This is a genomic window from Deefgea sp. CFH1-16 (assembly GCF_016881365.1).
Taxonomy (GTDB): domain Bacteria; phylum Pseudomonadota; class Gammaproteobacteria; order Burkholderiales; family Chitinibacteraceae; genus Deefgea.
Genome location: NZ_WLYT01000001.1, coordinates 1,912,642 through 1,932,701, shown reverse-complemented (window position 1 = coordinate 1,932,701; position 20,060 = coordinate 1,912,642). Strand labels below are relative to the sequence as shown.

General features: G+C 49.2%; 25 protein-coding genes, 2 pseudogenes and 2 riboswitches. Of the genes and pseudogenes, 12 read left to right on the top strand and 15 right to left on the bottom strand.

From position 1 onward, the window contains the following. Positions 1-7: 7 nt before the first annotated feature. From GKO28_RS10640 to GKO28_RS22265, 12 genes and pseudogenes are all read right to left on the bottom strand, one after another. Positions 8-1,263 (bottom strand): annotated as a pseudogene (locus tag GKO28_RS10640) (glutamate-5-semialdehyde dehydrogenase). Positions 1,264-1,529: 266 nt separating this feature from the next. Next, positions 1,530-2,051, bottom strand: a complete 522-nt coding sequence (locus tag GKO28_RS10635) for a serine protease (RefSeq protein ID WP_182076240.1) — start codon at positions 2,049-2,051, stop codon at positions 1,530-1,532. Beyond that, positions 2,032-2,424 carry a hypothetical protein gene (locus tag GKO28_RS10630; protein ID WP_203564098.1) on the bottom strand — a complete coding sequence of 131 codons (393 nt, stop codon included), beginning with the start codon at positions 2,422-2,424 and terminating at the stop codon, positions 2,032-2,034. The genes GKO28_RS10635 and GKO28_RS10630 overlap by 20 nt, the downstream gene beginning before the upstream one ends. 67 nt (positions 2,425-2,491) lie before the next feature. Further along, complete coding sequence (locus tag GKO28_RS10625) at positions 2,492-3,160, bottom strand: hypothetical protein (RefSeq protein WP_182076238.1); 669 nt, start codon at positions 3,158-3,160, stop codon at positions 2,492-2,494. Positions 3,161-3,306: 146 nt separating this feature from the next. After that, positions 3,307-4,236, bottom strand: a complete 930-nt coding sequence (locus GKO28_RS10620) for an ATP-binding protein (protein WP_203564097.1) — start codon at positions 4,234-4,236, stop codon at positions 3,307-3,309. Continuing rightward, positions 4,212-4,595, bottom strand: coding sequence for a hypothetical protein (locus GKO28_RS10615; protein WP_182076236.1), 384 nt, complete (start codon positions 4,593-4,595; stop codon positions 4,212-4,214). Before GKO28_RS10615 ends, GKO28_RS10620 begins: the two co-directional genes overlap by 25 nt. A gap of 206 nt (positions 4,596-4,801) precedes the next feature. After that, entirely contained in the window at positions 4,802-5,521 is a 720-nt protein-coding gene (rstA, locus tag GKO28_RS10610; RefSeq protein WP_173533046.1) for a two-component system response regulator RstA, read from the bottom strand. 28 nt (positions 5,522-5,549) lie between these two features. After that, positions 5,550-6,053 carry a pyridoxamine 5'-phosphate oxidase gene (locus GKO28_RS10605; RefSeq protein WP_182076235.1) on the bottom strand — a complete coding sequence of 168 codons (504 nt, stop codon included), beginning with the start codon at positions 6,051-6,053 and terminating at the stop codon, positions 5,550-5,552. Positions 6,054-6,246: 193 nt separating this feature from the next. Continuing rightward, a complete protein-coding gene (locus GKO28_RS10600) occupies positions 6,247-6,477 on the bottom strand; it encodes a hypothetical protein (RefSeq protein WP_203564096.1) in 231 nt (76 codons plus the stop codon). A 501-nt stretch (positions 6,478-6,978) separates the two neighbouring features. Then, positions 6,979-7,413, bottom strand: coding sequence for an aldehyde dehydrogenase family protein (locus GKO28_RS22275; RefSeq protein WP_307838989.1), 435 nt, complete (start codon positions 7,411-7,413; stop codon positions 6,979-6,981). 68 nt (positions 7,414-7,481) lie between these two features. Continuing rightward, positions 7,482-7,571: pseudogene (locus GKO28_RS22270) on the bottom strand (hypothetical protein); the annotation flags it as partial. A gap of 10 nt (positions 7,572-7,581) precedes the next feature. Next, entirely contained in the window at positions 7,582-8,460 is an 879-nt protein-coding gene (locus GKO28_RS22265; RefSeq protein ID WP_307838988.1) for an aldehyde dehydrogenase family protein, read from the bottom strand. Between the two features lie 375 nt (positions 8,461-8,835). Between GKO28_RS22265 and ald the strand changes: the two genes are divergently transcribed. The 11 genes from ald (at position 8,836) to GKO28_RS10560 (ending at position 16,727) form a co-directional block, all read left to right on the top strand. Next, positions 8,836-9,960, top strand: coding sequence for an alanine dehydrogenase (gene ald, locus GKO28_RS10590; protein ID WP_182076233.1), 1,125 nt, complete (start codon positions 8,836-8,838; stop codon positions 9,958-9,960). A gap of 16 nt (positions 9,961-9,976) precedes the next feature. Beyond that, positions 9,977-10,531: a gamma-glutamyl-gamma-aminobutyrate hydrolase family protein gene (locus GKO28_RS10585; RefSeq protein WP_307838987.1), complete on the top strand. Its 555-nt coding sequence runs from the start codon at positions 9,977-9,979 to the stop codon at positions 10,529-10,531. Then, the gene (locus GKO28_RS22260) at positions 10,492-10,728 is read left to right on the top strand and encodes a gamma-glutamyl-gamma-aminobutyrate hydrolase family protein (protein WP_307838986.1); all 237 of its coding nucleotides are present in this window, start codon (positions 10,492-10,494) and stop codon (positions 10,726-10,728) included. Before GKO28_RS10585 ends, GKO28_RS22260 begins: the two co-directional genes overlap by 40 nt. Before the next feature lie 57 nt (positions 10,729-10,785). After that, positions 10,786-11,664 carry a glutamine synthetase family protein gene (locus GKO28_RS10580; RefSeq protein ID WP_374220724.1) on the top strand — a complete coding sequence of 293 codons (879 nt, stop codon included), beginning with the start codon at positions 10,786-10,788 and terminating at the stop codon, positions 11,662-11,664. 20 nt (positions 11,665-11,684) lie between these two features. Next, complete coding sequence (locus GKO28_RS22820; RefSeq protein ID WP_374220723.1) at positions 11,685-12,116, top strand: hypothetical protein; 432 nt, start codon at positions 11,685-11,687, stop codon at positions 12,114-12,116. Positions 12,117-12,285: 169 nt separating this feature from the next. Next, a complete protein-coding gene (locus tag GKO28_RS10575) occupies positions 12,286-13,803 on the top strand; it encodes a methyl-accepting chemotaxis protein (RefSeq protein ID WP_182076232.1) in 1,518 nt (505 codons plus the stop codon). A 97-nt stretch (positions 13,804-13,900) separates the two neighbouring features. Further along, entirely contained in the window at positions 13,901-14,197 is a 297-nt protein-coding gene (locus tag GKO28_RS21480; RefSeq protein WP_282099275.1) for an FAD-binding oxidoreductase, read from the top strand. A 5-nt stretch (positions 14,198-14,202) separates the two neighbouring features. Continuing rightward, a complete protein-coding gene (locus GKO28_RS21475) occupies positions 14,203-14,478 on the top strand; it encodes an FAD-dependent oxidoreductase (protein WP_282099274.1) in 276 nt (91 codons plus the stop codon). After that, positions 14,438-15,184: an FAD-binding oxidoreductase gene (locus GKO28_RS21470; RefSeq protein WP_307838985.1), complete on the top strand. Its 747-nt coding sequence runs from the start codon at positions 14,438-14,440 to the stop codon at positions 15,182-15,184. The genes GKO28_RS21475 and GKO28_RS21470 overlap by 41 nt, the downstream gene beginning before the upstream one ends. Before the next feature lie 141 nt (positions 15,185-15,325). Beyond that, a complete protein-coding gene (locus tag GKO28_RS10565) occupies positions 15,326-15,859 on the top strand; it encodes a YbhB/YbcL family Raf kinase inhibitor-like protein (RefSeq protein WP_182076231.1) in 534 nt (177 codons plus the stop codon). Positions 15,860-15,902: 43 nt separating this feature from the next. Beyond that, positions 15,903-16,727 carry an AraC family transcriptional regulator gene (locus tag GKO28_RS10560; protein ID WP_182076230.1) on the top strand — a complete coding sequence of 275 codons (825 nt, stop codon included), beginning with the start codon at positions 15,903-15,905 and terminating at the stop codon, positions 16,725-16,727. Positions 16,728-17,096: 369 nt separating this feature from the next. Here GKO28_RS10560 and GKO28_RS10555 read toward each other — a convergent pair whose 3' ends face one another. Genes GKO28_RS10555 through GKO28_RS10545 form a run of 3 tightly spaced genes read right to left on the bottom strand, consistent with a single transcriptional unit; the run spans position 17,097 to position 18,563 of the window. Beyond that, positions 17,097-17,711, bottom strand: a complete 615-nt coding sequence (locus GKO28_RS10555) for an ABC transporter substrate-binding protein (RefSeq protein ID WP_182076229.1) — start codon at positions 17,709-17,711, stop codon at positions 17,097-17,099. Continuing rightward, positions 17,671-18,057, bottom strand: a complete 387-nt coding sequence (locus GKO28_RS10550) for a hypothetical protein (protein WP_182076228.1) — start codon at positions 18,055-18,057, stop codon at positions 17,671-17,673. Before GKO28_RS10550 ends, GKO28_RS10555 begins: the two co-directional genes overlap by 41 nt. Then, entirely contained in the window at positions 18,057-18,563 is a 507-nt protein-coding gene (locus GKO28_RS10545; protein ID WP_173533036.1) for a glycine cleavage system protein R, read from the bottom strand. Before GKO28_RS10545 ends, GKO28_RS10550 begins: the two co-directional genes overlap by 1 nt. A gap of 285 nt (positions 18,564-18,848) precedes the next feature. Next, positions 18,849-18,935, top strand: a riboswitch (glycine riboswitch). A gap of 1 nt (position 18,936) precedes the next feature. Continuing rightward, a riboswitch (glycine riboswitch) is annotated at positions 18,937-19,033 on the top strand. Between the two features lie 92 nt (positions 19,034-19,125). On the opposite strand from GKO28_RS10545, the gene GKO28_RS10540 reads away from it, so the two are divergent. Continuing rightward, positions 19,126-19,719 (top strand): trimeric intracellular cation channel family protein, encoded by a 594-nt coding sequence (locus tag GKO28_RS10540; RefSeq protein ID WP_210768898.1) that lies wholly within the window; start codon positions 19,126-19,128, stop codon positions 19,717-19,719. Positions 19,720-20,060 lie beyond the last annotated feature (341 nt).

Here is a 20,060-nt window from a genome sequence, read left to right as displayed (position 1 = left end):
TCATCCTTTAAACTCGAATCTCGCCATCGCCAAACACAATCCATTTTTCGCTGGTCAGCCCTTCTAAACCGACTGGACCACGGGCGTGGATTTTGTCGGTTGAGATGCCAATTTCAGCGCCTAAACCATATTCAAAACCATCGGCAAAGCGCGTTGACGCGTTAATCATCACCGAAGCCGAATCCACTTCACGCAAAAATTGGCGTGATTTAGTGTAATTTTCGGTCACGATGGCGTCGGTATGATGGCTGCCATAGGTATTGATGTGATCCATCGCCTGATCCAGATCGTCAACAATCCGAATGGCAATAATCGGCGCTAAATATTCAGTACGCCAATCGGCTTCTGTCGCTGCCAAAGCATCTGGCAAGATCGCCTGTGTTGCTAAGCAACCGCGCATTTCTACGCCTTTTTCGCGATAAATCGCGGCAATTTGCGGCAAAATCGTGCCGCAATGGCTGCATTCACCAGCAGCGTTTCCATGGTATTGCATGGTGCATAACGATGCGTTTTGGCATTGTCAGCGATACGAACTGCTTTTACTGGATCGGCTTCATTGTCGATATACACATGGCAAATACCGTCTAAATGCTTAATTACTGGCACACGGGCATCACGGCTAATGCGCTCAATTAAGCCTTTGCCGCCGCGCGGGATAATCACATCGACAAATTCATTCATTGTAATCAGCTCGCCAACCGCAGCGCGATCTGGCGTTTCGATAATTTGCACCGCGCTGGCTGGCAAACCTGCAGCAGATAAACCTTCTTTAACACAGGCCGCAATGGCTTGATTACAGTTAAATGCCTCACGGCCACCGCGCAAAATCGTCGCGTTACCCGATTTGATACACAGGCCCGCCGCATCCGCAGTCACATTCGGACGAGCCTCATAAATAATGCCGATCACACCCAGTGGTACGCGCATTTTGCCGACCTGAATCCCGCTCGGACGGTATTTAAAATCACCCATATTGCCGATTGGATCTGGCAAGGCCACCATTTCACGCAAGCCTTGCGCCATTGTGGCGATGGTTTTTGGCGTGAGTTGCAAGCGATCGAGCATCGCCGCATCTAAACCATCGACCCGCGCTTGATCCATATCTTGTTGGTTGGCGGCGAGTAAAAGCGCGGCATCACGCTCGATGGCATCAGCAATCGCATTCAATGCGGCATTTTTGGAGCCGGTATTGGCTTTGGCCATTAAGCGGCTGGCAGCACGCGCGGCGCGGCCAACGTCTTGCATATATTGTTGGATATCCATCGATCACTCCCTAAAAATTTAATTCAATTGTAGCGGAAAGCCCTTAGCCACAGGAAATCTCACACCACACCCGCTAGCAAGTGCGCCAATTGTGGTCAAGGCGATCGGTTTGCAGACAGCTGGCTGAGGCGTTGCTGACCAAACAAAGCGATGAAGTTTAGTTAAAGCAATGGGTATATAGTCGTAAACTATATTGAATAATCCTTGCTGCTATATACCTACACTCTATCTTGACCCACCCGCAGTGCTAAATGACCTGAAAGCACTTACAGCGCTGGCAATTGCAAAACGCTCACGCCAACATTGTCTGCTTGTTGGCGATTAAACCAATCGGGGGCCGAGCTTTGTACGCCGATCAAGAGCGGGCCGTGGTCGGTCGTTAGCCAAATTGGTGACCCTGAATCACCCGATAAGGTGTCGCAACGATGAAACAAGGTATTATTTGGACGAAATTGAGTTAAGCTGCAAGCCAGATGCGCAGTCAGTAATTGATCGTGATCTTCAGCAAAACCGCCTTGATTAAGCTGCATGTTCGCCGTTTTAAACGCCAGCTCTAAAGCCGCCCGTTCGCCTTTAAACAAGGGCATCGGCGCGGGTGCCACACCTTCAACCAGCTTTACTTTTAACCAAGCAATATCGTATTCAGCGGCTTGCGGCAAGATATACACATCATTGCCTTTGTATTGCAAACCGCGTTTAAACGCCGGGTGAAACACTTGATCGAGCACTTGGTATTTGGCTTGATATTCGCCCTGATGAAAACCGGCTTTAAAACCATAAACCGGCATCTGGTTTCCGTGCTTCCATCATAAAACAATGCGCCGCGGTCACCGCTAAATCGGGTGCGACCAACGTAGCAGTGCAGTTGTAATCATTTTTGGTGGTGAGCTGGCCAATGGCAGCAAACGGCGCAGGATACGGCGCTGGAATCACCAAACGATCATCCGTACCAAAAAATAGCATTTGCTGCTGCCGAGAGAGTTCGGGATTTTGTTTGTCTGGCATGCTCGCAGCACGAGCAAATTCGGCAACCGGCACGCTCGCTATCGGCTTGGCGGTGTTCAATCGTGGTGGATTAAATGCCAGCGCCACGGCGCCGATGAGCGTGAAGGCGCTTAAAGTTAAGCCCAATGCAACGGCGATTTTTTCTTCAATGATCATATCAGTCCAATCCACAATGCAAAAAGGGACGCTAGCGCGTCCCCTTTGTTTACAACGATGCGGCTAATTATTTAGCAGCAACAGTTGAAGCTTTAGAAGCTACAGCAGAGGCTTTTTTAGCTTGTGCTTTTTGAGCTGCAGAAGCTTTAGAAGCTACGGCAGAAGCTTTTTTAGATTGTGCTTTTTGAGCAGCAGATGCTTTAGAAGCTACAGCAGAAGCTTTTTTAGATTGTGCTTTTTGAGCTGCAGAAGCTTTAGAAGCTACAGCAGAAGCTTTTTTAGATTGTGCTTTTTGAGCAGCAGAAGCTACAGAAGCGCCAGAAGCTTTTTTAGCTTGTGCTTTTTGAGCAGCAGAAGCTACAGAAGCGCCAGAAGCTTTTTTAGCTTGGGCTTTTTGTGCAGCAGAAGCTACAGAAGCGCCAGAAGCTTTTTTAGCTTGAGCTTTTTGTGCAGCAGAAGCTACAGAAGCGCCAGAAGCTTTTTTAGCTTGAGCTTTTTGTGCAGCAGAAGCTACAGAAGCGCCAGAAGCTTTTTTAGCTTGTGCTTTTTGTGCAGCAGAAGCTACAGAAGCGCTAGAAGCTTTTTTAGCTTGTGCTTTTTGTGCAGTCGATGCTTTCTTAGCGTGTTTCTCAACTTTCACTTCTTTTACTGCAGAAGCAGAAGAAGCTGGTGCAGCAGCGATAGCAACAGTAGAAGACAAAACAGCAGCAGCAACGATAGCGAGGAATTTGTTCATTTTGATCATCTCTTAAAATTGGGGTTAGCTGGATTTGTATCGCAGCTTTGACGGAACGGATTATGCGTTGGGCGTACTAAAGAGAGAAGTGGACCTTGGTTGCGTCTTGTAACTGAAAGTACGTAGTTAAATTACAATGCTTACATTTACACACGCAAAGGACTTGGCCACGCCAAAATAATCCGGGCCCCACCCGCTGGCGCACTCTCAATACTCACTTGCCCACCATGACCACGCAAAATCATTGCCACAATCGCCAGCCCCAAGCCAAAACCACCGGTAGCTTTATTACGACTACCTTCCATACGCGTAAAGGGTTGCAATAAACGACTGCGTTGTTCCTCTGGAATCCCCTCGCCATTATCATCAATCAATAATTGCGCCATGCCTTCATGCCACTTCAGCGTCATTACAATGGTCTCGCCACCATAGCGGCGAGCATTACTTAACACATTACTCACCGCACGGCCAAAGTAATAACTATCAATTTCCAAATGTGGATCAATCAGGTCGATTTGATTGACAACCACCGGCGCTTTGCCACTCAAGCTAAACTCTGCGGCGATTTTACCCAACCAAGGCAACATCGCTTGCGGCTGGATATTCATCTGCATTTGCGGGCTATCTAAGCTCGACATCGTTAACCATTCTTCGATCAAGGCATCAATCTGCCCTAAATCACGCTCTAACGCCGCCACTTGCGGGCCACTGTCGGCACCCGATTTAATCGCCTCTAAGCGATAACGCATTCGTGCTAACGGCGTGCGTAAATCATGCGAGACCGCATCAATCATGGCGCGCCGTGAAGTCGTTAGCTGCTCAACGTCTTGCGCCATACTATTAAAGGTCACCCCCAAAGATGCCAAGGCCGAGCTTTCGTCGAGTTTGACGCGGGCGGCAAAATCGCCCTGCCCTACGCGGCGGCTTTGTTGAATGATTTGCAATAAATCACGCCAAAATGGCCGCAACCAGAGCCAAGTTGGCAAACCCAGCGCCGCCCCCATCATCAATAAGGCCAGAAAATCGAGCCAAGAAATATTATCCAAATCGGTCAAAAATGGAATCGGCCCCAACACACCATTTGATCGGTTTTGTGAATCCGGTGGATATAAAGACCTTTATCGAGCAATAAAATAATATCGCCCTTTTCTAAGGACTTTTGATTCTCGGCGCTTAAGCTGTATTCGCCGAGTTTTTCAATTTGCACCGGCACCGGCAATTTACCGCGCAAACGCGATGCTTCGTCATGCCATAACGACGGCGGCAAATCGCCGAGTTCTTCTTCAATAATCGACACCGTCGATTTAAAAATATCAGTGAGGTAGCGCTGATTAGTGCGCTCAATGAGTTGCTTATAAATGCCGCCAATGAGTAAAGACGTGGCCAAAAAACACACGACGACGGTCAAATAAAATCGCAAAAAAACTTGGCGCATGAAAATCCATGGAGCGGAGTAATAAATAGGGCAGCAAAAGCCTTACCACAGAGGCACAAAGGCACAGAGAAAACCATTAGATTGGGGGCAGTAGAGACACCAAAACTGATTTTGTTCAAAGATGTCTTTTGTTTTTCCTCTGTGTCTCTGTGCCTCTGTGGTGAATCGTTTTTTTTTACGACCTCTTTTATAACAAAGGTATATGTCTACTCGTCTTGCCAGATGTCACTCGCAAACAAATACCCTTTGTTACGAATGGTTTTGATTTTGCGGGGATCAATCGGATCATCGTCGAGTTTTTTACGTAAGCGCGAAATCGCCACATCCATACTGCGATCCAGGCCATCGTATTCAATACCGCGCAGTTTTTTCAGCAAATGATCACGGCTTAAAATCTCGCCGGCGTGGCTGGCCAATTCCCACAGCAAATCAAAATCGCTACTGGACAAACCCATTTGCTCGCCGCGATACACCGCGCTGCGATTGCGGGCATCAATTTGTAAACGACCAAAGTTAAGCCGTGACTGATCTTGCACCGGCACCGCTGCCAACAAACTGCCGCTACCGGCGTGGCGTAAATGGGAACGAATCCGCGCCAATAGCACCGAAGGCGGCGTGGTTTTGACTACGTAATCAGTCGCGCCGATTTCAAAGCCCAAAATCTGATTCATATCGCTATTGAGCGAGGTGAGCAGCACAATCGGCCCAGTATAAAACTCACGCAATTCGCGGCAAATGGTCAAACCATCTTTGCCGGGCAACATAATATCGAGCAAAATTAAATCTGGGGGATTGGCTTTCACATTGTCATTCACCCCTAAACCATCGCCGAGTACTTCGACGGTAAACTCAAACGAGCGCAAAAAACCGCCAATCAATTCAGCCAATTCAGCGTCGTCTTCAACAAATAATACTCGGGTACTCATGGTTTATCCTTTGTCTTACCTTGGGCAGTTATGCCCGAATCACAACATCTCGAATCAGCATCTCAATCGCCACACGTAGCGCAGCCAGATCGAAACCATCGCAATGCAAAATATGCCGCTCCAGCTGTCCATTGCGGCGCAAATCACAGCCAGCCCAATCAACATCAATCAATTCACAACCGGCGGGTAGCTGGGCACTTTGAATCAGTGCAGCCTCATCGGCCAAATTCAGTTGTACTGCAGTCTCCCACTCATCCCCTTCGATCCAACCCATTTTGCCAAATCCAGCGATATAACGCGCTCGGCGCGGCCATAAACGCCACACCGAAAAATCAGCCATTGCTAAATAGCTCGCTAATTGCGGATTTTGTCGCGCCAAGCGCGCCACCAGCAATGGATCATCCGGCACCGGCTGTAAATCACCCAAAATCGTCAACCGAGCACCCGATAATGTGGCGCTTGGCTCATGGACTAAAAAGCTGACTTTTTCATCCAATAACACATTTTGCGTATGCTCAGCCAAACGGCTCATTACTAGGGTCTGTTGACATTTGGTTTTCCGCCGCGCTGGATCGATTTTCGCGGCGAATCAAGGCGTAGTAAGCGATGCCTAGTCAATCTATGTGAGCTTGCTACAACACAGAGTCGCCGCGAAAAGCGCCCAGCCCGCAGGGTTTGGCGGATTTTGACCTGATGCTGCGTTACAAAGCACTGGCGTAGAATGACTACGCTGCGCGCTTCGTGCCTTGCCTCAGGTCAAAATCCGCGCAAACGCGGTTGGCAAACCAAACGTCAACAGACCCTAGCACAATACGTCCCGCCTCATCCAATACAAACGGTAGCCACGAAGCATGCGGATAGCCCGGCAGCACCAGCGATTGTGTCGCCAATACCCCATGCTGGGTTTGCCGTAACAAGGCGAGCGCCGCTGAAAACAAGGCCGATGATTGGGTCATAATAAGATGTGCACTCGATGGGGATTCATCGGCCACGATTTTATACTAAAAAAAGCCGCAATTTGAAAAGCCGCTGTATTCAATGCCAGCATTCCCCAAAAAACAAATGGGTATTTAAAGTTAGGCCTATTAAAATAAGGTCTAACGTTAAATACCCTGAATTATTGGGCAATGTTCAGATTTGGTGTTGATGCTGTGCCGCGCTCGTCGAGCTGGGGCTTAATATCCCGTTCAAGCGCACCGAGTGCGAAGTGAGACAAACAGCTTTATCGTTTGGCTCACGACAATCGAGGGCATCGGGGACCGATGCGCGCTCGGGGCGCCTTTCTTTCCCCCTCTTTCTTTGGCGAGTCAAAGAAAGAGGGTCCCCGTCGCGGACTGCGACTGTAAAACAGCCGTGCCGCAGGCACTTAAAGCCATCAACACGTAATCTCAACATCGCCAATTATTGTATATACAAAGCGATTGCAATACGGTGAGTCAAATTCCAAATTCTTTGTTTTAAGACAATTTAATCAACGTCGATTTCAACTCGGTGTATTTTTCTAATGCGTGTAGCGATTTATCGCGGCCATTGCCCGATTGCTTATAGCCACCAAACGGCAGATTCATATCCCCGCCTTCGTCGTAGCAATTAATCCAGACCGTGCCGGCGCGTAATTGTTTAGCCATGCTGTGTGCGGTATTCAAGTCGCGGGTCCATACTGCGGCGGCCAAACCGTATTCACTGTCATTGGCAATGGCAATCGCTTCATCTGGCGTATCAAACACAATCACCGTACACACCGGGCCAAAGATTTCTTCACGCGCAATGCGCGCTGATGCGCTGGCTTTAAAAATGGCGGGAGTAATAAACCAACCCGTTGCCACATGTGCCGCTTCGCCACCGCCCAACCACTCGGCCTCTTGCTTACCAATATCAATCCAAGCCAACACTTTTTTGGGTACTGGATCTGATCCACGATGGCGCCCATTTTGCTGGCTGGGTCGAGCGGATTGGCTGGGGCGTAGTCCTTAGCGGCGGCTTGCAAGGCCGCCATAAATTCGGAATAAATCGCCTTTTGCACCAACACCCGCGAGCCTGCAGAGCACATTTCGCCTTGGTTATAAAAAAATCCCACCCGCTGCGGCTGCGGCGGCAGCGCCCACATCGGCGCAATCGGCCAAAATAATATTCGCTGACTTACCGCCCAACTCGAGCCAAACGCGCTTTAAATTACTCTGTGCTGCCGCCTGCATAATGGCTTTACCCACCGCCGTTGAGCCGGTAAAAGTGATGCAATCCACGTCAAGATGCTCAGCCAATAAGCGCCCCGTTTCAGCCGCGCCCGGTAGCACTTGCAACACGCCATCGGGCAGTCCTGCTGTTTTGGCTAAAGCCGCAATATAAATCGCCGTTAACGGCGATTTTTCGGATGGTTTTAAAATCACCGAATTGCCCATAGCCAAAGCCGGGGCGATTTTCCAGCTGCTCATTAATAATGGAAAATTCCAAGGTACCACCGCAGCGACCACGCCCACTGGCTCTCGCGTCACCATACCCAGCATATTTCCCGCCACAGGCACCACCTCACCCGCGACTTTATCAATCGCCTCGGCAAACCACTGCATGCAATAGGCACTGCCAGCAATATCGACCGCTAAAGCGTCCGAAATCGGCTTGCCGGTGTCGAGGGTTTCCAGCAGCGCCAACGTATCGGCGTGCTCACGAATCAAAGCGGCCAAGCGCAGCAAAATACTTTTACGCGCGGCAGGCGCCAAACCCGCCCAACGCTGATCATTAAACGCTGCGCGTGCCGCATGCACCGCCGTATTCACTTCAATGTCCGTACAAAGACTCACGGCGGCCAAAACCTGCTGCGTGGCTGGATTAATACAAGGAAAAGTATTCGCGGTTTGGCAATACGCACCATCAATAAAAGCGCGCCCTTCAAACTGCAACTGCGCGGCGAGCGCCAACCAATCTTGTTGAGTTTTTGCCATGATTTAATCTCTTTAAAGTGGCTTTATCGATACGTTGCACGTTGCACAATTGAATCTAGCAACATGGCCAAGTGAACTCGACTTACTTTCATTGATGCGGTTTATGTCGATCAAATACCCAATTGATCGGCTGGGTAAATCTGCTGACTTTTAGCATACACCACGACTGGGAACTATTGACGGCAGGCATCCTGCCGCTGCCTAGGCGCTTGTAACCACAAAAAGCGCCCCGCCAGACGTTAAACACAAAAGAATATTTGTCAATAAATTGTCAGCTTAGGCATAAAAACCACCTTGGAAAAGGCAATTACCTAGCTACACTCTAAGTAAGTTCATTAAAAATACTCAACGCCATTGCGCGCCAAGGTGAATCAGATGTTGATCGGCATACCGAAAGAAATTAAAAACCATGAATATCGTGTCGGGCTTACTCCCAGTGGCGTGAAAGAACTGGTTAAACACGGCCACCAAGTGTTAGTTCAGCAATATGCTGGCGATGCTGTTGGTTTTACTGCCCACCACTACATCGGCGCAGGCGCGCAGATTGTCGATTCGGCGCAAGAAATCTTTCAACGCGCCGAGATGATTATCAAAGTCAAAGAGCCGCAAGCCAGTGAAATTGCCCAACTGCGGCCCGGACAAATCCTCTTTACTTATCTGCACCTCGCGGCCGATCCAGAACAAACCCAAGGCTTGCTGGCCAGCGAATGCATTGCCATTGCCTATGAAACGGTCACCGATGCACGCGGTGGTTTGCCATTGTTGGCACCGATGTCCGAAGTCGCGGGGCGCATGTCGATTCAAGCTGGCGCGCACTGCCTAGAAAAAACCCAAGGCGGCTCAGGGATTTTACTCAGCGGCGTACCCGGCGTAGCGCCCGCGAATGTAATCGTGCTAGGTGGTGGCGTGGTCGGTATCAATGCCGCCAGAATGGCGCTGGGTTTAGGTGCCAACGTTTCGCTGTTTGATGTGTCTTTAGCGCGTCTTAAAGAGCTAGACACTCAATTTGGTCCTCAACTGACCACGCTGTTTTCTACCACCGACGCCATCGAAGTCGCACTGGCCAGTGCCGATTTAGTCATTGGTGCAGTGCTCATCCCTGGCGCTGCGGCACCAAAATTAATCTCACGGCAAATGCTCAAGTTGATGAAACCGGGCTCGGTGCTAGTCGACGTGGCGATCGATCAAGGCGGCTGCTTTGAAACCTCACACGCCACCACGCATGAGTCGCCAACGTATGTGGTCGACAATGTGATTCATTACTGCGTCGCCAATATGCCCGGCGGCGTAGCGCGAACCGCCACCTTGGCGCTGACCAATGCCACCTTACCGTTTGCGCTGGCTTTGGCCAATAAAGGTTGGCAGCGCGCCTTGCAAGATGATTCGCATTTACGCAATGGCCTCAATATCTGCCGTGGCAAGCTCACTTATGCTGCGGTGGCGCGTGATTTGGAGCTGGATTACACCCCGAGCGAACAACTGTTAGCCACATTGATTTAAATATAAAGAGATCGTTATGGGTCTGCCCATCATTGGTATTGTTTGCTGTCGTTGGCGCTTAGAAAGTGGCCATTTTTATCATCTAGTCGGTGAAAAATATCTCGCCGCCATTGCCGGAACCGGCGGGCTGCCGCTGTTGATTCCCGCCTTAGGCGCTCGCGATCACGCGCAAATTTTGGCGCTAGTCGACGGGCTGCTGTTTACCGGTAGCAATAGCAATATTGAACCCGAGCATTATGGCGGCACACCCTTAGCCGATGATTTTAATGACGCAGCGCGCGACGCCACCACCCTGCCCTTTATTCGCGCCGCCATTGCGGCCCACATCCCGATTTTGGGCTTATGCCGTGGCGCGCAAGAAATGAATGTTGCTTTCGGTGGCAGCCTGCATCAACAAATACAAACACTGGATCAAATGCTCGATCACCGCGAACCCGAAGGTGATATCGACACCATGTATGGCGTTGCTCACCCCATCGAGAGCTGGTGCCTAACGGCTTACTCCACCGCCTATATGGACAGCAACAGGCGATGGTCAACTCGCTGCATCAACAAGGCGTCAAACAATTAGGGCACGGTTTAGTCGCCGAGGCGATTGCGCCAGACGGTTTAATCGAAGCGTTTCGCTTGGCCGACGCGCCAAGCTTTAATCTGGCCGTGCAGTGGCATCCGGAATGGCAATACGCCGATAACCCACTGTCGATGGCGATCTTTAACGCTTTTGCTGCCGCCAGCCAGGCGCATTACCAACATAAACATTTCGCTTAAGCGGGCAAGACCATCCGCGCTCACCCAAGCGCAGCACTTTTGTTTGAAGGAATGATGATGAGCTTAATTAGCGAATGGCTGCGCGAGCGGCGAATCACCGAAGTGGAATGCGTGACCCCAGATTTTACTGGCATTGCTCGTGGCAAAATCGTTCCGCGCGAAAAATTTAACGAAGACGACGGCATGCGCTTGCCGCAAGTGGTGCTGGTGCAAACCGTAACCGGTGAATACGCCGAAGGCATCACCCCCAGTACCGATCCTGATATGGTGCTCATTCCCGACCCCAACACGATACGCCTAGTGCCTTGGGCCAAAGACCCAGTGGCGCAAGTGATTCATGACTGTTTTCATTTTGACGGCACCCCCGTTGAGCTATCGCCACGCTATGTATTGCGGCGAGTATTAAAGCTTTATGAAGAGCGCGGCTGGGAGCCGGTGGTGGCGCCCGAAATGGAGTTTTATCTGGTTGATATTAATCGCGACCCCGACCTGCCCTTGCAACCACCGCTAGGGCGAACAGGCCGGCCCGAAACCGGACGCAAAGCGTATTCGATTGATGCGGTGAATGAATATGATGATTTATTCGAAGACGTGTATGACTATTGCGATGCACAAGGCTTGCAAATCGACACCTTGATTCATGAAGTCGGCGCTTGCCAAATGGAGATCAATTTCTTGCATGGCAACGCCTTAGAATTAGCCGATCAGATTTTCTTATTTAAACGCACCGTACGCGAAGCGGCGATTCGCCATCAAATGTATGCCACCTTTATGGCCAAACCAATGGAGCATGAGCCCGGCTCGGCCATGCATATTCATATGAGTGTGGTGGATAAAACCAGCGGGAAGAATATTTACTCCAATGACGACGGCCAGCCGAGCACGGTGTTTTTATCAATCCATCGCTGGCATGCAAAAAATACTTTCCGGCGGTGATTTCGCTATTTGCGCCGTTTGTGAATAGCTATCGTCGACTCACACGCTACTATGCCGCCCCGATTAATGTGCAATGGGGTTTTGATAACCGCACTTGTGGCATTCGCATTCCCTATTCCACCCCTGCTGCACGGCGAATTGAAAACCGCGTTCCCGGGGTCGATTGCAATCCCTACTTAGCGTTAGCCGCTACTTTGGCCTGCGCTTATTTGGGTATTGTCGAACAACTCGAGCCGACCGAACCGCTCATGGGCGACGCGTACAGCCTGCCGTTTGCATTTGCCAGAGAGCTAGAAGGCGCGATCAGCCAATTAGCGGAGTGCGCACCGATTGCCGAGGTGCTCGGTGAGAAATTTATTACCGCGTATTGCGCGGTCAAACAATCTGAATATATCGAATACGCCAAAGTAATCAGCCCGTGGGAACGTAAACATTTGCTACTACATGTTTGAATATTTAAATTCATTAAAAATAGATGATTAATACCAATTACACAGAGCGCATACAAATTGACTTGGCATTAATTAAAAACACAGCAGCTAAATTAATTTAATAATGGTTTGAGCTAAAAATTAAAACCGTTTTAGGACTATCCACTGAATAACGAGCAAGGATAAACCAATGAAAAACCTTTCCTTTAAGCAGCAATTTTACATATTGCTTGCTGCTGTACTAGCCAGTCTATTACTACTTTCAATTTGGTCCTATCAAACCATGCGTACAGTAATGATTAATGGGGATCTTTACCATAAAATTGACGATAGCAGCAATTTAATTGCCGACATTTTGCCCCCGCCCCAATACATCATTGAAGCCTATTTAATATCATACCAATTAAGTGAAACTTCACCCCCTTCCACCGAACTACTCAATCGATTTAAAACAATTAAAAACGAATTCTATCAAGGACAAGCATACTGGAAGGAAAGTAATCTACCACCCAATATACTCAACAGCCTAACTCAGTCTATTTTCCAGCCTGCGGATGCCTTTTATAAAGAAGCCGAACAAGTCTTAATTCCAGCACTAGAAAGCAAAAATCAGGTCAAAATTGCTGCAGCAAAAACGCGATTAAATCAACTCTATAAGCAACATCGTTTAGCCGTAGATGAGCTGGTACCGATTCTCAAACAGCAACAACAACAATTAGAAGATCAAGCCAAAACATTGGTCCAGCAATCATTGCTTGGGCTATTAATCATCAGCTTTGGTTTGCTGATTGTGATCACCATTATTGCACTGTATGTTATGAATTCTTTATTTCATTTACTTGGCAGTGAACCAAGAGTGGCCTCAATGATTGTCCGAGAGATTGCTGCTGGCAATTTGGCCGTATCAATTCATTTAAAAAAGAATGATCACTCGAGTATTTTGTATCACTTGGAACAAATGACCGATAAGCTCAATCATGTCTTACACAACATTCGCAATAATTCGGCCACGCTGGTTAATTCAGCCGAGCAAATCGCAGCTGCAGCTGAAGCATTAAGTCAAAATACGATTTCCGAAGCCACTAGTGTTGAAGAAACAAGATTGGCAATCAACGAAATTAATCACTCACTCACCCTTTGCGCTACAAATGCGGTCACCTGCACCGGCATCGCCCAACAATCATCAAACGATGCAACAACTGGCGAAGAGGCAGTCAGAAAAACAGCGATCGCCATGGAGCAAGTTGCAACCAAAATCCACATCATTGACGATATCGCCTATCAAACCAATATATTGGCACTCAATGCGGCCATTGAAGCGGCCAGAGCCGGCAATCATGGCAAAGGCTTTGCCGTCGTTGCCTCTGAAGTCCGCAAACTAGCCGAACGAAGCCAAATCGCCGCCAAAGAAATCAGCGATATTACTGATAGTAGTGTGCTGCAATCCACACAGGCCGGTAAATTGCTCAGTAAAATCAAACCCGCAACGATAGACACTGCAGAGCTAATACAAGCCATCAGTAGTGCCACGAATATGCAAACCCTGAGCTTAAATGAAATTAGCCTTACGGTGGATCAACTATCCGCCGCAACGCAAGTCAACGCGGCAGCATCGGAAGAACTGGCGGCAACGGCGGATGAAATGAATACTCAAGCCGTACAGTTACAAGAATTGATTCGATTTTTTCATGTTCGAGAACCGCAATAAAGCCGGTTTTTTTATCAGTCAACGTTAAAAATCCAAATTCATTTGCCTATCTCACCATGTCGTCTTTTTCACCGCCCCAACTTATTGAATGAAAAAAATGCAAAAAATCAGTCACGCCGCATCATATTACGCTGCCAGTGCCCATCCACAGCCAGCAAGACCTGAGCTCAATCGTGATTTAGACGTGGATATTTGCATTATTGGCGCCGGATTTACTGGGCTATCGGCCGGTCTATTTTTGGCTGAGGCGGGTTATAACGTGGTGATTTTGGAGCAAGCACAAATCGCTTGGGGCGCTTCGGGGCGCAATGGCGGGCAAATCGTGAATTCGTATTCGCGCGATATGGATGTGATTGAACGGCAATATGGCAAAGCCACTGCCGACGCTTTTTAGGCGCAATGGCGTTTACTGGCAATCAAATTATTCGCCAAAGAATCGCGCATTATCAAATCGATTGCGACCTTAAAAATGGCGGCCTGTTTGCCGCGCTCAGCAACAAGCAACTGGGGCATTTGGCTGCACAAAAGGTGCTCTGGGAGCGCTACGGCCATACCCAGCTAGAAATGCTAGATAAAGCCGCCATTGGCCAAGCCGTTGCCAGTGAGCGCTATGTCGGGGGCTTAGTCGACCATAGTGCGGGGCATTCTGCATCCGCTCAATCTGGCGCTCGGTGAAGCCGCAGCTTTTGAATCCTTGGGCGGACAGATTTTTGAGCAATCGGCGGTCACGCAGATACAACGCGGGCCCCGCCTTAGCGTACAAACGGCGCAGGGCTCGGTGCGGTGCCAATTTGTGATTGTGGCTTGCAATGCCTATTTGGGTGATTTAGTCCCGGAGCTGGCCGCCAAAACCATGCCTTGTGGCAGCCAAGTGGTTGCCACTGAGCCGCTGGGCGCACTGGCAGAGCAACTGATTCCCAGCAATTATTGCGTCGAAGATTGTAATTTTTTGCTGGATTATTATCGCTTAAGTGCTGATCGACGCTTGATTTACGGCGGTGGCGTTACTTATGGCGCACGCGATTTAGCGCATATTGAGGCGGTGATTGTGCCGAATTTACGCCAGACTTTTCCGCAGCTGAGCCATATTCAAATCGATTATGCGTGGACCGGGAATTTCTCATTAACGCTATCGCGCTTACCGCAAATGGGGCGATTGGGCAGTAATATATATTACTCACAAGGCTGTAGCGGCCACGGCGTGACTTATACGCATTTGGCTGGGCGCTTATTGGCGCAAGCCATACAAGGCCATAACAGCCAATTTGATGCTTTTGCCAAACTGCCGCACCACCCTTTTCCCGGCGGGCGCTTATTGCGCGTACCGCTCACCGCACTCGGTGCTTGGTATTACGCTTTACGCGACCAACTCGGCATTTAGCAGCCGAAAAAACACCTAAACGCTCAAAAACAATAGCTAACACACAAAATAGAGCGTTTAAGGATAAAATCTGAGCTTTGCTGAACCCTCGCGCTTTAAGATGCTGGGTATGATGGCTTCTCAACGACACGGAGAGCAATCATGAAACTCGTTAGCAGCGCTTTATTTATGGCCTTTAGTCTTCACACCGCCTTTGCCGCTGAGTTCCAACTCACTAGCCAAGACATCCAAGCCAATACGCCGATGACTCAAAAGCAAGAATTCAATAGTTTTGGTTGCAGCGGTGCCAATATTTCACCGCAATTAAGCTGGAAAAATGCCCCAGCCGGCACCAAAAGCTTCGCCATCACCGTGTTTGACCCAGATGCACCAACGGGTAGTGGCTGGTGGCATTGGAATGTGGTCAATATTCCTGCCAAAGTGCAATCGATTGCCAGCGGTGCAGTACCTGCTGGCGCACTAGAAACGCGTACCGACTTTGGTCAAAGCGGCTACGGCGGCGCTTGCCCTCCGGTTGGTGATAAAGCCCATCGCTATATCTATACCGTCTGGGCGTTAGATACTGAAAAACTCCCAGTCGACGCCAATGCCAGCGGTGCTTTAGTGGGCTTTATGCTTAACCAACATCAACTGGCAAAAGCGCAACTCACTGCGACCTATCAGCGCAGCAAATAATCCACGCGGCAGCCTTGCCGCCAGCACACAAGAGCCAGCGGCAATGCCAGCATTCCAAACCAAACAAATCAAATTTAGCCAAATCCAAGCCAAATCAACGCAATCTTTGCGCCAAATTTGCTGCTTGCAGCCGATGCTGATGCGCGTTCGCCAAGGTGAAAAACATCTCTTTATTGGCGAGCAGCATTTCATTGCCCGTGTGGGGGATTTGGTGATTGCGCCCGCCGGGCTAGAGCTAACCTTGCGCAATCAAGCCGATCATTCTGGCTATGCCTGTGATGTGGTATTGCTCGATCCGCAACTGATTGCGCGCTGTCGGCAGCAATACCCTGAAGTTTTGCGGGCGGCACTGCAGCAGCCGGCGCAGCTTTGCGTCAAACTTGACCCGTGGTTTGCGCTGCAATGGGATCAGTTATTTCAAGCCAGTGACGCGGAACCAACACCGTTATTACACCATCGCGCCATCGGCTTACTGCTGGCGCTGGCCATGGCCGGACAAGGACAAGCGATTTTTATCGATAAAGGCGATTCAATTAGCCAGCGCGTGCAGCAATTATTATTGCTACACACCAGTAAGCCATGGACGGTTGAACAAATGGCGCAACAATTGCATTTAGGCGCGTCGACATTGCGCCGACAATTGATGCAAGAAGGCCATTCATTTCGGCGTTTGCTTGAACAAGTGCGCTTAAATACTGCGCTAGGCATGATACAAACCACCTCGCACAGCATTGGCGATATCGCGCAGCAATGTGGTTATGCCTCGGCATCTCGTTTTAGCAGCCGTTTTAGCCAGCAATTTGGTGTCAAACCACTGCAACTCAGAGCCACCGTCGCCTCAGGCGCAGCGCTGACTGCCCGCCATTAAAACCTCTAACACCTATGGGTATATCAACATAAACCATTAATAACAAAGCCTATATTCATATACCTACAAGAGAAGATAACTATTCTTTATTCGTGTTGATGCTATGCCGCGCTCGTCGAGCTGGGGCTTAAAACCCCGTTCAAGCGCACCAAGTGAGGAGGGAGACAAACAGCTTTATCGTTTGGCTCACGAGGATCGAGGGCATCGGGGACCGATGCGCGCCCGGGGCGCCTTTCTTTTCCCCTCTTTTCTTTGGCGAGACAAAGAAAAGAGGGTCCACGTCGCGGACTGCGACTGTAAATAGTCGTGCCGCAGGCACTTAAAACCCTCAATTCGTCATCTAAACATCGCCACTGAAAAAGAGCCAATCTAAGGCAACCAACTCACTCGTTTACTCAATTTGTTGGGGATTTGAATTTTCCAGTAGCTCGCCTGTGTTCGGCTAAACATCAAATGCCCGTGGTTACTTTGGCGTACCGGTAACGATTGTTGGGGATTTTTTAAAATCGAACGCGCCATGCTGCCAGCCATTGCGCCATGCTCAAAGCCCGATAACACCATGCCGCCCGCTGCCGCCTGCCGACTAATGGCAAAATCCCAAAAGCCAAAAATGGGCACCGGACTATGCGCACGCGTCCACGCCATCACTTCATCAGCATCCACATGTTTGGCATCGGCGCCAATTAAGGCCTGATAAGTACCTAATACAATGGCATCGTATTGCAAATTGGCATTCATCACTTTGTTTTGCCAAAGCGAATAATTATTCACCAGCACCACATCAATATCATTGCGTTTTAAACGTTGAATATCTGCCTGTAAAAAATACGCCGATCGATCTTGATCCAATAACACCAAAATGCGTTTAGCATGCGGCAATAATTCGCGAATCAAATTAAAGTTTTGCTGGTACAACGGTCGCTCAATCACCCCGGTGATATGTTCAGGTAATTTTACCGCCAAAATACTGCGCCGGATCGGCATTAATGCCTAAAAATACCACCGGCATTTTCATTCTGGCCAATCTTGGCCCCAATAAAGCCAAGGCGGCATCATCACCCAATACCACTAAATCGGGCTTTCTTTGCTGAATTTCATAAAAGGCCAAATCAGCTTGTTCCAAATGCGCGCTAGTGGGCAAACGTTTGGTATCTAAAGCAATAAAATCCAGCTCAGCAACACCATCCAATTTACTGCGTAAACCATTTAAATATGCTTTATCCCAATCATTTTCTGGATGATAACTCTCCACCACAATCACTAAGGGATAAGCCATTACGGCAGAGGCAATAAAAAACAGTAGCAGCGCAACGTAACGTAAACGGGACATTAATCAGCCCACTCCACCATTAAATCATCGGCAATACATTCCAATTGGCGATGCACTTGGTCTAAATCGACATCCAACGGCGCAGATAAGATTAATTGCGCATGAAACATCATTTCACCCGACATCGCGCCGCTCGATAGCCACGTTTCGAGTTTTTCAATATTCACCGCAAAGCGCGCCAAAATCGTTGCCACATCTTTGACAATCCCCACCCGATCATGGCCAATTAAACTTAATGCCACGCTTTGCGAGACCAGCGCCGTTTCTTCGCGCTCAACATCTAATACGCCACGAATATCTAAACCGGCGATTTGCTGCAAAGCCAATAACACCTCTTCACCCGCACCAATAACCGCAACTTTAACAATTCCCGAAAACTGCCCGGCTAAACGAGAAAAAGACGATTCAAGCCAATTGCCATTTTTAGCCGCAATCGTTGCCGCCAATTGCTCAACCAAACCCGAACGATCTGGACCAATCACAGAAACAATCAATACATTATTCATGATCTACCTTTGCCAAATCACCATAGAGACTTAGCTTAGCCGATTTCTAAAGCCAAACTAACAATTACCCGAAACACGCAGCGAAATTCCCACAACAAACCGAATTAGACGAACTACAGCCAGCATACCGCTGCAATATGACAATGCCACAATGATCTAAATGCACTTGATTCGCTTATTTTTAAATCCAGTAATTCACTATTCATTGCGATGAAATCCGCATTTAAATACCGGCGGTGCTGGCGACGCTTAAATTGACGCGTCTGCGCTTTAGCGTTAGCATCGCCCCTCCTCGCGGGAGAGAAAGGCAACAGCCTTCGCCGAAGACGCAAACTCCCAGAATCGCTCAGGCCCATGTACCGCAGGAATTTTGATTCAGCCAATTGGAGAGCGGTTGCTTAGCGCAACCCACCGAAGGGGCAAGTGGCGCCAGCCACGCAACTCTCAGGTAAAAGGACAAAGGGAGAGGCTATTCCAACACTTGGAATCTACGTTAGGAGCCCGCCTTGTCCGCAATTAATCCGCAGCAAACTACCCTCAGCACCACACAGCGAGCCCGCCCATGCTCACATTAATCTATTTATTGGCCATTTCGGCCGAAGCCATGACGGGCGCCCTCGCCGCTGGCCGGCGCAATATGGATATTTTTGGCGTATCGGTGATCGCCTTTTTAACTGCTTTAGGCGGCGGCACGGTGCGCGATATTTTACTCGGCCGCTACCCCATCGCGTGGACGCAGCATCCTGAATACGTGGCTTTAGTCATCGCCAGCGGCATCGCCGCCGTCTTAATTAGCCGCCATATGAAGCGCCTCAATCGGCTATTTATGTTTCTCGACGCCCTTGGCCTGATCGCTTTTACCATCATCGGCTGCGACGTGGCTTTGGAGATGAACTACCACCCGCTCATCGTTTTATTATCCGGCATGATCACGGGTATTGCCGGCGGCATCTTGCGCGATATGCTCTGCAATCGAGTACCCATTGTTTTTTTTGCGCGAACTCTACGCCAGCGTCTCGATGCTGGTTGGCTTACTGTATATCGGCCTATTCACACTCAAGATCGACCACGACCTCAACGTCGCCGCCTGCTTCGCCCTTGGCCTACTACTGCGACTCACCGCCCTCAAACGCGGCTGGCGACTCCCAGCATTTAATTATCGACACGATATGCATTAATCTCATTCGATCACCATTAAAAAGGCCGCAAATTATTGTTTGCGGCCTTTTTGTTTATTGGGCACATCAATATCGTAGGGCGGCTTAGCCTTTAGGCGTAAGCCGCCAATTTGATGCTGATAGCAGCAAACTCAATCAGCAATGTAAGTTGGGCTAAGCCTGCGCAGCCCAACAATCGAGAAGCTAAGCAAACAGTTTGTGCCAAATTATTTGCAGGTATAGAGATGAAAGCCAGACATATCAGCATCTACACCAATATACCTATTGAACTTCGAGAGGAATAAAATCAATACTCGGTAAACGTTGGGCTGAGCGGGCT